Here is a 13,165-nt window from a genome sequence, read left to right on the forward strand (position 1 = left end):
CCAGCCGTCGTTGCAGCGGGCGGACGGGGATGCTAGCGTGCCGCCGCTTCGTTATACCGATTTCGTCCGCGCTGGAGAGAGTAAAGGCATGTCGCTCGACAAGGCCACGGTGGCCAGGATCGCGCATCTGGCCCGCATCAAGGTGCCCGAGGAAGAGCTGGACCATCTGGCCGGGGAGCTGAGCCAGATCCTGAGCTTCGTCGAACAACTGAACGAGGTCGACACCGGCAACGTGCCGCCGATGACCAGCGTCGCCGCGCAGAAGCTGCGCCGCCGCAAGGACGAGGTGACGGACGGCGGCATCCAGGACGCCGTCCTGAAGAACGGGCCGGAGACGGCCGAGGGATTCTACGTGGTGCCGAAGGTGGTGGAGTGATGGGCGCGTTGAACCGTCTGACCATGGCGGAGGCCATCGACGGCCTCGCCCGCAAGGAGTTCACCGCGGTCGAGCTGACCGAGGCCCACATCAAGGCCACCGAGGCCCTGCGGCCCTTCAACGCCTACATCACCGAGACGCCGGAGGTGGCGCTCGCCATGGCGAAGGCGTCGGACGAGCGCCGCGCGAAGGGCGGGGCCGGACCGATGGAGGGTATCCCCATCGCGGTGAAGGACCTGTTCTGCACCAAGGACGTCCAGACGACCGCCGCCAGCCACATCCTGGGCGGCTTCAAGCCACCCTACGAATCGACCGTCACCAGCAACCTGTGGCGCGACGGCGCGGTCATGCTGGGCAAGGTGAACCTGGACGAGTTCGCCATGGGCTCGGCCAACATCACCTCTCATCACGGCGACGTGGTGAGCCCGTGGAGTCCCGGCGAGCCGGGCAACTGGTCGCGGCGCATCGTGCCCGGCGGCAGCTCCGGCGGCTCGGCCGCGACGGTGGCGGCGCGGGCGGCGCTGGGGGCGACCGGTACCGATACGGGCGGATCGATCCGCCAGCCCGCCGGCTTCACCGGCATCGTCGGGGTGAAGCCCACCTACGGCCGCTGCTCGCGCTGGGGCATCGTCGCCTTCGCGTCCTCGCTGGACCAGGCCGGGCCGATGGCGCGCACGGTGAAGGACACGGCGATCATGCTGCGCTCCATGTGCGGCTTCGATCCCAAGGACTCGACCAGCGTCGACATGCCGGTGCCGGACTTCGCCGCCGCACTGACCGGCGACATCCGCGGCCTGCGCGTGGGCATCCCTAAGGAATACCGTGTCGACGGCATGCCGGCGGAGATCGAGGCGCTGTGGCAGAAGGGCGTGGAGTGGCTGAAGGCCGCGGGCGCGGTGCCCGTCGACATCAGCCTGCCGCACACCAAGTACGCTCTGCCCGCCTATTACATCGTGGCCCCGGCGGAGGCGTCGTCCAACCTCGCCCGCTACGACGGCGTGCGCTTCGGCCTGCGGGTCGAGGGCGGCAACCTGAAGGAGCTGTACGAGAACACCCGCGGCGCCGGCTTCGGCAAGGAGGTGCGGCGGCGCATCCTGATCGGCACCTACGTGCTGTCGGCCGGCTATTACGACGCCTACTACCTGCAGGCGCAAAAGGTGCGGACCCGCATCAAGTGGGACTTCGACCAGGCGTTCCAGCTCTGCGACGTCATCCTCACGCCCACCGCGCCCAGCACGGCCTTCGGCATCGGTGAGAAGATGGACGACCCGATCCAGATGTACCTGAACGACGTCTTCACCGTGCCGGTCAACCTCGCCGGCCTGCCGGGCATGAGCGTGCCCGCCGGCGTGGGCGCCGACGGTCTGCCGCTGGGCCTGCAACTCATCGGCCGCCCCTTCGACGAGGAGACGATGCTGAAGGTCGGCGCGGTGTTGGAGCAGGCGGCGGGCTTCAAGACGGAACCGCCGTTCGTGGCGTAAGTGTCCCGTGCGTCCCGGCGCGTTGCGGCGCCGGGACGAGAAGGCGTCGTCGGTGCCGATCGCACCGTCGTGGAGCGGGTCAATCCCCGGCGCAGGCGCCCTGGACCGCCATTCAGCCCTCCGGTGAAAAATACCGGGCGATCTCCGTTCCGGCGAAGCGCTCGACCAAACTGTCGTAGTTCTGGATTGTCTCCCGCCGCGTCAATCGCCTTTGCCGGCGGAACGGGCTGTTCAGCGGACAGTGGGAGAGCCCGAGAAAGTCGAGGCACACAGTGTGGCCGTTCGGCTTCGTCAACTCCTCGTAGGACAGTTGGATTTGCGGGAAGCCCGCCAGCCCCTTCTCCAGAATAAGATCGTTTTCTCGGAACAGTGTGATTTCCGATTCCAGGTCGTCAGGATCAATAGACAGCGTATGGACTGTGTATTCCCCGAAATCGGACCGCCATGACGAGTTTATCTGCGCCAGGCGCATTGAGATGTATTGATCAAGCTTGTTGTCCCGATACAGCCTGATGACCTTGTAGCCATGGATTTTCATGAATTCGACGATCTCGGGATACGCCGTGATGTGTTGGAGCGCGAGTTTGAAGCCCGACGCCGATTTGCCACTGGTGTGCACATGGCTTTCGACGTGCTCGAACAGCCGGTCACCGATCCCCGAATAAGCCAGAAGCTCTCCGTGACATTGGGCATCGGGATGCGAGTGGAGGAGGCCTTCAAGATAGCTCGATCCTTGCCGCCCGATGAAGGCGATGACGAATTTCAAGTCCATGCTCGCGATTCCGCTAGAATGCTGTAGATTTTGGAATATTTGAACGCCAATCATTCCTTTTTATTGCCACGCAAGTCAATAAAATGGGCATGGAGCACCCGAAAAGTTGTATGCTTCACGACCGAAGATGTATGGAATTCGGCCTGTATCGATGAAGCGGTCGGGCGCGCGGTGTGCCACCGCCAGGGCAACGTCTTGAGACATTGCAACCGATGATCGATTCCGGACCGGCGGCTTTTTTTGCGTCGACTGCGCAGGAATCCGCCGGCTCGACCGTAGTCGTCACGGAACCGCCACGGAACCGTCCGCAGGCGGTAGCACAAGTGAGGCATGCAGGGCGCCGGTCCCATCCCTGACAAGGCGATTCCCCATGCCCGACACAACCCCGCCGCGGCTGCGCCGTGCGCTGCTGTCCGCGTGCAGCCCGGCCGTACTGCTGGCCGCCGTTTCCCTGACCGTCGCCGCCGGCGGTGCGTCGGCCCAGGTCAACAGCCTGACGGTCAGCGGCGGCACTCTGGTGAACCAGGGCCTTGTCGGTGTCGGGCGGATCTCCGCCAGTCAGCGCGACAAGTTCGGCGAGACCTTCGGCTCCATGTCCGGTCTGGCTTTTGACGCGAAGGCGTGGCGCCGCAACGGCGACAGCTACACCGGCGTGCTCTTCTCCTTGCCCGACCGCGGCTACAACGTCGTCGGCACGACCGATTACCGCACACGATTCAACACCCTGGCGCTGAGCTTCACGCCCTACACCGGGAGTACCGCGACCACCCAGCAGAATCAGGTGGCCGCCAGCCTCACAGACACCACCCTGTTCACCGAATCGAACGGCACCAGCCTGACCGGCCTCGACCCACAGCCGCGCACCGGTCTGCGTGCGGCGACGTCAACCCTGCCGGTGCTGCCGCAAGCCTACAACGGGAAGATCAGCCTGGACCCGGAGGGCATCGTCCGCCTGTCGGACGGCAGCTTCTTCGTCAGCGACGAGTATGGGCCTTACATCTACCGCTTCTCGTCCACCGGTACGCTGATGTCGGCCATCCAGCCGCCGCGGGCGCTGCTGCCGTTCCGCAACGGATCACTGGATTTCTCCTCCAACAACCCGGCCACCGGACAGCCGACGCCGAGCCCGGCCGATCCCACCACCGGCCGCCAGAACAACCAGGGCCTGGAAGGGCTGGCGATCACGCCGGACCAGAAGCAGCTCGTCGCCCTTCTGCAGAGCGCGACCCGCCAGGACGGCGGCACCGGCGGTTCCTCGGCCACGCGCTACAACACACGCATGCTGGTCTACAACATCGAGAACCCGTCGAGCCCGGTGCTGGCCGGTCATTACGTCGTCCAGCTCCCGCGCTTCACCACCGGCTCCGGCGCCACCAACGTGGCGGCGCAGAGCGAGATGCTGGCGCTGAACGGCTCGCAGTTCCTGGTGCTGTCGCGCGACAGCAACAACGGTCAGGGCCTGTCCGGGACCACATCGCGCTACCGCAGCATTGATTTCGTGGACATCTCCAACGCCACCAACCTCGTCGGCACGGCGTATGAGGGCACCACCCCGGTGGCCCCGGGCGGCGCGCTGGTCGCCTCGGTCACGCCGGTGAGCTACACGCAGTTCGTGGACATGAACAACAACGCGCAGCTCGGCCGTTTCGGCCTGCGCAACGGCGCCCCCAACGACCGGAACAACCTGTCGGAGAAGTGGGAGGCGATGGGGCTGCTGCCGGCGCTGGATCCGGGCGCCCCCGACGACTTCTTCCTGTTCGTCGGCAACGACAACGATTTCCTGACCACCAACGGCTATCAGGTGGGCGCGTCCTACAACGCCGGTGCCGACGTCGACACGATGCTGCTGGTCTACCGGCTGACGTTGCCGACCTATGTGGACCCGGTGGCCGTGGAGTCGCTGTACCAGACCGCGCTGCCACTGGCGCGCGGCATCCACAGCGCCGCCATCGACGTCGCCACCGCCGGCGCCCGCATCCTGGACGACCATCTGGCGTCGCTGCAGCTCGCGAAGCTGCGCGGTGGCGGACTGTCGGCGGGGGAGGGGACCGGGATGCCGCTCAGCCTCTACGTCACCGGTGACCTGAACTTCAGCAACCCCGACAGCGCCAAGGGGACGGCCAGCGGCGACTCGAACGCGCGCGCGGTGGTGGTCGGAGCCGATCTGCGCCTGTCGGAGACGGTCACCGCCGGTCTGGCGATCGGGTTCGGCAGCGCCGACGCGTCGGTCAGCGGTGCCGGCAGCGCCGACCTGCGGTCGATCTCGGTCAGCCCGTACATCGCCGCGTCGATGGGCCGCCTCTACGGCGGGCTGTCCTTCACCTACGCGTGGAACGACTACGACAAGATCACCCGCGACACCGGCGCTTACGGGCTGGTCGCCCACGGCGACACCCGCGGCAGCACGCTCAGCGCCGGGGTGAACGCCGGTTACGAGCTGGGCGGGGGCGATTGGTCCTATGGTCCGGTGGCGGGCGTCCGCTACACCCGGATCGAGGTGGACGGCTACACCGAGCGCGACGCCATCCACATGAACGCGACCCTGCCGAGCGAGACCATCGATGGCTGGAGCGCCAACATCGGCGGCCAGCTCGCCAAGCGGTTCCGCACCGACAGCATGGATATCATCCCGCAGCTCCGGCTGGGCTACGAGTGGAGTCGCTTCGACGGGGCCGACACGTTGTCGGCGTCGCTGGCGAACCGGTCTTCCATGTCCATCGCGCGGGTGAGCCGCAACATGGGCGACCTCGACCGCGACGGCGCGCGGGTGGGTGTCGGCGTCACGCTGGCGCAGGGTGCGCTGTCGTGGACGGTCGGCTATGACGGCAAGTACGGCGCCGACATCGTCAGCCACAACGTTCTGACGACGCTCCAATACGCGTTCTGACGGGGCCACCGGCCGCCGCGGGGCGATCCCCGTGGCGGCCGGCGCGATAAAGCGTGCGGTGGGCGGGAAAGGGCGGTAAAAACATCCCCAGTTCTCAGCACGTCCATCGAGCGGAATAATGACGTACATTCAGGGCGAAACCGGCGATTGGGAGATGGTGATCGGGCTGGAGGTCCATGCCCAGGTCATCTCGAACGCGAAGCTGTTCTCGGGGGCCGCGACCGATTTCGGCGCCGAGCCGAACAGCCAAGTGAGCTTCGTGGACGCCGCGTTCCCCGGCATGCTGCCCGTCATCAACGAGCGCTGCGTCGAGCAGGCGGTGCGCACCGGCCTGGGGCTGAAGGCGCAGATCAACCTGTTCTCGGTGTTCGACCGCAAGAACTACTTCTACGCCGACCTGCCCGCCGGCTACCAGATCAGCCAGTACACCCAGCCGATCGTCGGCAAGGGTGAGATCGTGCTGGACCTGCCCGACGGAGGCTCGCGGACCGTGGGCATCACCCGCCTGCATCTGGAACAGGACGCCGGCAAGTCGCTGCACGACCAGCACCCGTCCAAGAGCTACATCGACCTGAACCGGGCCGGCGTGGCGCTGATGGAGATCGTGTCGGAGCCCGACCTGCGCACGGCGGAGGAGGCGGGCGCCTATCTGCGCAAGCTGCGCTCGATTCTGCGCTACCTCGGCACCTGCGACGGCAACATGGAGGAGGGCTCCATGCGCTGCGACGTCAATGTGTCGGTGCGCAAGCCGGGCGCTCCCTTCGGCACGCGGTGCGAGATCAAGAACGTCAACTCCATCCGTTTCGTCCAGCAGGCGATCGAGTACGAGGCCCGCCGCCAGATCGAGATCCTGGAGGAGGGCGGCAGCATCGCCCAGGAGACCCGGCTCTGGGACACCTCCAAGTTCGTGACGCGCTCCATGCGTTCGAAGGAGGAGGCGCACGACTACCGCTACTTCCCCGACCCCGACCTGCTGCCGCTGGAGCTGGATGAGGGCTGGGTCGAGGACATCCGCCTCACCCTTCCCGAGCTGCCCGACGACAAGAAGGCCCGCTTCATCGCCGACTACAAGCTGTCCGCCTACGACGCCGGCGTGCTGGTGGCCGAAAAGGCGAAGGCCGAGTATTTCGAGGCCGTCGCCAAGGGGCGGGATCCGAAGCTGGCCGCCAACTGGGTCACCGGCGACCTGTTCGGCGCCCTGAACAAGGCGGGGCTGGAGATCGAGCAGAGCCCGGTCACCGCCGGCAATCTCGGTGGCCTGATCGATCTGATCGCCGACAACACCATCTCCGGCCGCATCGCCAAGGAGGTGTTCGAGGCGATGTTCGAGACCGGCGAGAAGCCGGGCGACATCGTAGAGAAGAAGGGCCTGCGGCAGGTTACCGACACCGGCGCCATCGAGACGGCCATCGACGGCGTGCTCGCCGCCAATCCGGACAAAGTAGCCGAATACCGCAGCGGCAAAGAGAAGCTGTTTGGGTTCTTTGTCGGGCAGGTGATGAAGCAGACCCAGGGCAAGGCGAACCCGGCTCTGGTCAATGAGATCCTTGGACGGAAACTCAAGGGCTGATCATTGGAGTGCTGACTGATCCCTTGCATTTCCGCTTTCTCCGGCTCCATAGAAGGCCGTGGATGGGGGAGTGGAATTGGAAACTCTGATCGGGATCGGTCTGGCACTGGTGGTCGGGGCGGCGGCCGGCTTCGCGGTGGGCCGCCGTTTCCCGTCCGCCGCTGTCGCGGAACGGCGTCTCTGTGCGGTTCTCGACACCGCCGACGCCGGCGTGATGATCAACACCCGCGACGGCCGCAACCTCTACCGCAACGACCACGCGCTGGCTTTCTTCCGCGTCCCGGCGGACGAGTTCGCCAAGCACGCCATGACGGCCCGCTACGCCGACCCGGACGATCGCGCGCGCCACATCGCGGAGCTCTACCGTGACGGCGCGGTGACCGAGGAGGAGGTGACTTTCCTGCGCGGTGATGGCGAGCGGTTCGTGGGCCGCATGTCGTCGGCGCTGATCGATTTCGGCGGGCGGCGCTGTCACATCTCCTGGTTCATGGACGTGTCCGCCGAAAAGGCCGCGGCCGCCGCCCGCCGTCTGCTGGCCGAGCGTCTGGCCATGGCGCTGGAGGCGACGCGCGCCGCCGCCTGGGACGCCGATCTCGTGGCCGGCCGCTTCTGGTGGTCCGACACCTTTCCGCGGATGCTGGGGTTCGACCGCGTGCCCGAGATGCCGCCGGATTTCTGGGAGTCGCGGCTGCATCCGGATGACCGGGACCGCGTGCTGGCGACCATCGAGTCGCACCTGCGGGGGGAGAGCGCCGTCTATGATTACGCCTACCGCCTGCGCACCGAGAGCGGCGGATGGCTGTGGATCGAGGCCAAGGGCCGATGCCTGCGCGACGCAGACGGAAGGGCGGTGCGCTACGTCGGCATCATGACCGACATCAGCGAGCGCCGGGTGCAGGAGGAGCGGGTGCGCGCCAGCGAGGCGCGTCTGATCCGCATCCTGGAGACGGCCCCGGTGGCGGTGAACATCACCACCCCCGGCGGCGACTGGCTGTTCTGCAACGCCCAGTCCTGCGCCATCATGGGGGTGTCGCGGCAAGAGCTGACCAGCGTCTCAACACCGACCTTCTACGCCGATCGAGCCGACCGCAAGGCGCTTTTGGAGCGCTTCCAGCGGGAGGGACCCTTCCGGGATGCGGAGATCCGATTCCGCCGGCCCGACGGCAGCTTGGTGTGGGTGCTGTCGTCGTGGGACGAGATCGTGTTCGACGGGCAGCGGGCGCTCGTCACCTGGCTCTACGACATCACCGGCCGCAAGCAGGAGGAGGCGGAGTTCAAGCGGGCCAAGGAGGCGGCGGAGCGGGCGCTCGGCGAACTGCGCGTCGCCCAGGAAAGCCTGATCCAGGCGGAGACCATGGCGTCGCTGGGGGCGCTGGTCGCCGGAGTCGCTCATGAAGTGAACACTCCCATCGGCATCGGGCTGACGGCCGCCACCCACATCGCCGAGCAGGCCCGCGCGCTGCACGACCGGTTCAGGCAGGGTTCGCTGCGCCGGTCGGAGATGGCGGAGTATCTGGAGACCATCATCGAGGGCAGCGGGCTGATGGTCAGCAACATCTCCCGCGCGGCCGAGCTGATCCAGAGCTTCAAGCAGGTGGCGGTGGACCAGAGCTCGGGAGAGCGGCGCGGCTTCGATCTGGCGACCTACATCGGGGAGGTCCTGTTCAGCCTGCGCCCGCGGCTGAAGCGCACCACGCTGACGGTCGAGGTCGATTGCCCCGAGGGGATCACCATGGACAGCTACCCCGGCGCGCTCTCGCAGGTGCTGACGAATCTCGTCATCAACGCCATCGTGCACGCTTATGCGGACGGGGCGGGATCGGGAACGATCCGCATCGGCGTTGTCCCGAAAGGTGGCGACGCTGTGGTCCTGACCTTTGCCGACGATGGGGTCGGCATGGCTCCGGAGGTGCGGTCGCACATCTTCGAGCCGTTCTTCACCACCCGTCGGGGGCGGGGCGGGTCCGGGCTGGGGCTGCACATCCTCTTCAATACCGTGACCCAGATGCTGGGCGGGTCGGTGGAGGTCGAGTCCGCGCCGGGGCAGGGCACACGCTTCATCCTGTCCTTTCCCCGCGTGTCGCCGCCGGCCAAGGCACCGCCGCAGGCGGCGGTTCTGGCCGGAGACTGACCGGACGGGGCAGGGGACAGGGCACGCCGGCCGGACGTGTCAGGCGACGTGAAGCTCGTGATACTGCAGGTGCTTGGGTCGCCGGCCCCGCCGCTTGGGCGCCTGGAAGGCGGTCAGCCTCCCATCCTCGCCCATCGATTCCGCGTTCAGCTCCTGCAGGCAGCGGACAAGAAGCTCCTTCTCGCGCAGGTCCTCGCGGTCGGTGATCTCCAGGCAGCTCAGCTTGATCTCGACGAGGTCGAGCAGCGTCTCGATGCAGCGCTTGGACAAGGCCATGGTACCCCCCATCGTCAACGTTCCCACCCTAACGAAGACAGATTACCACAAAAGCCGATAAAGCAAAGCTAAAATTTTATCTTAATTTATCATTAGCCGTATGGGAGTGGCGTGGGATGCCGGTGCCACAGGTTGGCGTTGACAAGCACCCCCCACCCGGCTAGAACCCACCGACCCCCGGCGTCGCACCTCGAGCGCGCCGCCGGTGCGGAGGGGTGGCCGAGTGGCTGAAGGCGGCGGTTTGCTAAACCGTTATAGGGTCTAAAGCCCTATCGTGGGTTCGAATCCCATCCCCTCCGCCACCTTGTCCTTGTGACAGGGCTGTTTCCCGGCCGCCGGGCTGAATGCCGCGGCTTCCCGGCGGTTCACGCCGGGGTTTCGGACCGGAGACGCCCTCTCCAGCCTCATTTCAGCGCCGTTCCCACCCGGAATTCTACGCCGGCCACTCGGCCGGTTCGGGGCATGGCGTGCCCGTCCGAACGAGCGCGGCCCGGGTGAAGGCCTGGGCCGGTGGGGTGATCCGTGACGGGAGGCGTGGACAGGTGAAGCCAAGAGCTTCCCTCTGCCGGTCCCAATCCAATGGCAGGTCGGTGCGCTTGATCAGGGACTCCGCTGTGAGGCCCGGCGGCTGGCGGCCGGCGACGATCGCCTCCACGATGTCCGGGGCCAAGAAGGCCAGCGGCAGCAGGTGCCCGACGTAGCGGTCGCTGACGCCCTCGCGCACCGCGCCGCGTCACCTCAAGGGGAACCACGTGCCGGATCGCCGGCAGGTCGGTCCCGGCGAGCCTGCCCAGCGACAGGGTCAGCCCGAGACCCTCCGGCCCCAGCTCAATCCGCTCAGCAAGGTCCAACGGATCGCCGGCGAAGGCGCCGGCAGCCTCCAGCAGGAGGGGCAGCCGGTCCGCGGCGATGCCCGCTTCCCGCGCGGCGCCGGCCAGGGTGTGGCGGTCGCCGAGCAGCGCCCGTACCGCGTCGGCGGCCGCCATGGCCGCGCGGATCTGGTCCGGCGCGACGGCGGGCTTGGTCTGTAAGACCACGTCGTCGGGAATGCCGGCCCGCGCCCGGCGCTCGGCATCGGCGGCCCACCGGTCGGAAAGGTACAGCCGGTATGCGATGGGCAAGCTGGGGTGGTTGGTCGCGATCCAGGGCCGGCCATTCACGGCCGAAGTGATCCTGTGGGCGGTGGGTGGGCTGGCATCTGCAGTTCCCGATCGGCGACCGCGATCTTGAACGCCGGTCCGGGTGCGCAGTGACGCAACAGAACCGGTCTGCCGCCGTTGCCTGCCAGAAGGCATCGCACAAGGAGGTTTCCCCGTGCCGGCGATAGCAACGGGCATCCTGTTCATCCTCATCGGCCTGGCCCTCGGCATCGGCGGGGTCTGGCTCGTCGCGCTCGGCGGGTCCTGGTACTACGCCGCAGCCGCCGTCGGCTTCCTGGCGACCGGCGCGCTGCTCGCGGCGCGGCGCAGCGCGTCCTTGTGGGTCTACGCGCTGCTGGTGGCCGGCACGCTGGTGTGGGCGTTTGCCGAGGTCGGTGTCGACTGGTGGCAGCTCGCCCCGCGCGGTGACGTGATCGTCGTCCTGGGCCTGTGGCTGCTGACGCCGTGGATCACCCGGCGGCTCGACCGCCCGGCCGCCGACCGGCCGCCGGCGGCGTGGCGCGGCGCCGGGGTGCCGCTCGCCCTGTCGCTGGCGGTGTCCGCGGCGGTGGCGCTCTATGCCTTCGCCTCACCGCCGTCGCGTGACATCACCGGGCGGCTGCCCAGCGCGGCGGTCACGCCGGTGCCGGGCGATTACGGCGGCGTGCCGGCCGGGGAGTGGCACGCCTATGGGCGCAGCAACCTCGCCAACCGCTACTCGCCGCTCGACCAGATCGACAGCGGCAACGTGGACCGCCTGCAGGTCGCCTGGCACTACCACACCGGCGACGTCCGACGCCCAAGCGACCCGAACGAGACGACCTACGAGGTCACGCCCCTCATGGTCCGCGACACGCTCTACCTCTGCACCCCGCACAACTTCGTCATCGCGCTGGACGCGGAGACGGGTCGGGAGCGCTGGCGCTTCGATCCCAAGGTGCCCGACGACAGCAACCGCCAGCACCTCACCTGCCGCGGTGTCTCCTACCATGAGGCACAGGGGGCGGCGGCGGCCGAGTCCTGTGGCCGGCGCGTCTTCATGCCGACCGCCGACGCCCGGCTGATCGCGCTGGACGCCGGCACGGGGCGGGTCTGCCCCGGATTTGGCGAAAACGGGGCGGTGAACCTGTGGGCCGGCATGCCGCACAAGAAGCCGGGCTTCTACTACTCCACCTCGCCGCCGGTGGTGACGCGCGATCTGATCGTCATCGGCGGGGCCGTCAACGACAACGTGTCGGTGAACGAGCCATCGGGCGTGATCCGCGCCTATGACGTGCGCACGGGGGCCCTGGTCTGGAACTGGGATTCCGGCAACCCGGACGAGACGGCCCCGATCGCGCCCGGCGAGACCTACACCGAGAACTCCCCCAACGCCTGGACGACGATGAGCGCCGACGAGGATCTCGGTCTCGTGTACGTGCCGCTCGGCAACGCCCCGCCCGACCAGTTCGGCGGCAACCGCGGCCCCACCGTCGAGCGCTTCTCGTCGTCGGTCGTGGCGCTGGATCTCGCCACCGGGCAACTCCGCTGGGTGTTCCAGACCGTGCACCACGACCTGTGGGACATGGACGTGCCGGCCCAGCCCAGCCTGCTGGACGTGACCACCGACCGGGGCGTGGTGCCGGCCATCGTCGCGCCCACCAAGCAGGGCGACGTCTATGTGCTGGACCGCCGCACCGGCGAACCCATCCTGCCGGTGACGGAGCAGCCGGCCCCGCAGGGTGCCGTGCCGGGCGACCACACCGCGCCGACGCAGCCGACCTCCGCCCTCACCTTCAAACCGCCCCGCCCGCTGGAAGGGCGCGACATGTGGGGCGGCACGATGTTCGACCAGCTCGTCTGCCGCATCCGGTTCCGCCAGCTCCGCTACGACGGGCGCTACACGCCGCCCTCCGTCCAGGGATCGCTGATCCACCCCGGCAATTTCGGTGTCTTCAACTGGGGCGGCGTGGCGGTGGACCCGGTGCGGCAGGTGATGTTCGGAACGCCGGCCTATCTCGCCTTCGTCTCCCGCATGATCCCGCGCGAGAATCCCACCGAACGCTACGTGACCGACGGCGGGCTCGGGCTGAACGAGAATTTCGGCGCCCCCTACGCGGTGGAGCTGAAGCCCTTCGTCTCGCCGCTGGGGCTGCCCTGCCAGGCACCGCCCTGGGGCTACGTCGCCGGGGCCGACCTGCGCACGGGCGAGGTCGCGTGGATGCGCCACAACGGCACGGTGCGCGACCGGTCGCCCGTTCCCCTGCCATTCGAAATGGGCGTGCCGGATCTCGGCGGGCCGGTGATCACCGCCGGCGGGGTGGCCTTCATCAGCGGCACCATCGATTACTACGTCCGCGCCTACGACGTCACCACCGGCGAGCGGCTGTGGGAGGACCGGCTGCCGGCCGGCGGGCAGGCGACGCCCATGACCTACCGCGGCCCCAGCGGGCGCCAATACCTCGTGGTGGTGGCGGGCGGCCACGGCTCGCTGGGCACCAAGGCCGGTGACAGCGTCATCGCCTATGCACTTCCAGCCAACTGATCCGGGAGC

10 protein-coding genes, 1 tRNA gene and 1 pseudogene are annotated in these 13,165 nt (G+C 67.9%); 8 read left to right on the forward strand and 4 right to left on the reverse strand.

The window, feature by feature from the left end; genetic code table 11:
- Positions 1 to 88 precede the first annotated feature (88 nt).
- Together gatC and gatA are read left to right on the forward strand one after the other, a co-directional pair.
- Positions 89 to 376 carry an Asp-tRNA(Asn)/Glu-tRNA(Gln) amidotransferase subunit GatC gene (gene gatC, locus HL658_RS02560; protein ID WP_180280309.1) on the forward strand — a complete coding sequence of 96 codons (288 nt, stop codon included), beginning with the start codon at positions 89 to 91 and terminating at the stop codon, positions 374 to 376.
- Positions 376 to 1,857, forward strand: coding sequence for an Asp-tRNA(Asn)/Glu-tRNA(Gln) amidotransferase subunit GatA (gene gatA, locus HL658_RS02565; RefSeq protein ID WP_180280310.1), 1,482 nt, complete (start codon positions 376 to 378; stop codon positions 1,855 to 1,857). The genes gatC and gatA overlap by 1 nt, the downstream gene beginning before the upstream one ends.
- A gap of 112 nt (positions 1,858 to 1,969) precedes the next feature.
- On the opposite strand, the gene HL658_RS02570 is transcribed toward gatA, so the two are convergent.
- Positions 1,970 to 2,629 (reverse strand): hypothetical protein, encoded by a 660-nt coding sequence (locus tag HL658_RS02570; protein WP_180280311.1) that lies wholly within the window; start codon positions 2,627 to 2,629, stop codon positions 1,970 to 1,972.
- Positions 2,630 to 2,999: 370 nt separating this feature from the next.
- On the opposite strand from HL658_RS02570, the gene HL658_RS02575 reads away from it, so the two are divergent.
- From HL658_RS02575 to HL658_RS02585, 3 genes are all read left to right on the forward strand, one after another.
- Positions 3,000 to 5,516 (forward strand): esterase-like activity of phytase family protein, encoded by a 2,517-nt coding sequence (locus tag HL658_RS02575; RefSeq protein ID WP_180280312.1) that lies wholly within the window; start codon positions 3,000 to 3,002, stop codon positions 5,514 to 5,516.
- 118 nt (positions 5,517 to 5,634) lie between these two features.
- Positions 5,635 to 7,086, forward strand: coding sequence for an Asp-tRNA(Asn)/Glu-tRNA(Gln) amidotransferase subunit GatB (gatB, locus tag HL658_RS02580; protein ID WP_180280313.1), 1,452 nt, complete (start codon positions 5,635 to 5,637; stop codon positions 7,084 to 7,086).
- A gap of 70 nt (positions 7,087 to 7,156) precedes the next feature.
- Positions 7,157 to 9,217: a PAS domain-containing sensor histidine kinase gene (locus tag HL658_RS02585; RefSeq protein WP_343054981.1), complete on the forward strand. Its 2,061-nt coding sequence runs from the start codon at positions 7,157 to 7,159 to the stop codon at positions 9,215 to 9,217.
- 39 nt (positions 9,218 to 9,256) lie between these two features.
- Here HL658_RS02585 and HL658_RS02590 read toward each other — a convergent pair whose 3' ends face one another.
- Positions 9,257 to 9,505, reverse strand: coding sequence for a hypothetical protein (locus tag HL658_RS02590; RefSeq protein WP_246337245.1), 249 nt, complete (start codon positions 9,503 to 9,505; stop codon positions 9,257 to 9,259).
- Positions 9,506 to 9,702: 197 nt separating this feature from the next.
- Here HL658_RS02590 and HL658_RS02595 point away from each other — a divergent pair.
- A tRNA-Ser gene (locus tag HL658_RS02595) sits at positions 9,703 to 9,795 on the forward strand.
- 131 nt (positions 9,796 to 9,926) lie between these two features.
- Here HL658_RS02595 and HL658_RS36835 read toward each other — a convergent pair.
- Positions 9,927 to 10,217 carry a hypothetical protein gene (locus HL658_RS36835; RefSeq protein WP_246337306.1) on the reverse strand — a complete coding sequence of 97 codons (291 nt, stop codon included), beginning with the start codon at positions 10,215 to 10,217 and terminating at the stop codon, positions 9,927 to 9,929.
- Positions 10,218 to 10,245: 28 nt separating this feature from the next.
- Between HL658_RS36835 and HL658_RS36840 the strand changes: the two genes are divergently transcribed.
- The gene (locus HL658_RS36840) at positions 10,246 to 10,524 is read left to right on the forward strand and encodes a hypothetical protein (RefSeq protein ID WP_246337307.1); all 279 of its coding nucleotides are present in this window, start codon (positions 10,246 to 10,248) and stop codon (positions 10,522 to 10,524) included.
- Here HL658_RS36840 and HL658_RS36845 read toward each other — a convergent pair.
- Positions 10,471 to 10,635 (reverse strand): annotated as a pseudogene (locus HL658_RS36845) (transposase); the annotation flags it as partial. The gene HL658_RS36840 and the pseudogene HL658_RS36845 overlap by 54 nt on opposite strands.
- 172 nt (positions 10,636 to 10,807) lie before the next feature.
- Between HL658_RS36845 and HL658_RS02605 the strand changes: the two are divergent.
- The gene (locus tag HL658_RS02605) at positions 10,808 to 13,156 is read left to right on the forward strand and encodes a membrane-bound PQQ-dependent dehydrogenase, glucose/quinate/shikimate family (RefSeq protein ID WP_180280315.1); all 2,349 of its coding nucleotides are present in this window, start codon (positions 10,808 to 10,810) and stop codon (positions 13,154 to 13,156) included.
- Positions 13,157 to 13,165: the final 9 nt, after the last annotated feature.

Origin of the sequence: Azospirillum oleiclasticum, assembly GCF_013423485.1 — a bacterium.
Lineage (GTDB): Bacteria > Pseudomonadota > Alphaproteobacteria > Azospirillales > Azospirillaceae > Azospirillum > Azospirillum oleiclasticum.

Coding starts and splice junctions, on each gene's coding strand:
- gatC (WP_180280309.1), top strand. CDS start 89: ATGTCGCTCGACAAGGCCACGGTGGCCAGGATCGCGCATCTGGCCCGC.
- gatA (WP_180280310.1), top strand. CDS start 376: ATGGGCGCGTTGAACCGTCTGACCATGGCGGAGGCCATCGACGGCCTC.
- HL658_RS02570 (WP_180280311.1), bottom strand. CDS start 2,629: ATGGACTTGAAATTCGTCATCGCCTTCATCGGGCGGCAAGGATCGAGC.
- HL658_RS02575 (WP_180280312.1), top strand. CDS start 3,000: ATGCCCGACACAACCCCGCCGCGGCTGCGCCGTGCGCTGCTGTCCGCG.
- gatB (WP_180280313.1), top strand. CDS start 5,635: ATGACGTACATTCAGGGCGAAACCGGCGATTGGGAGATGGTGATCGGG.
- HL658_RS02590 (WP_246337245.1), bottom strand. CDS start 9,505: ATGGGGGGTACCATGGCCTTGTCCAAGCGCTGCATCGAGACGCTGCTC.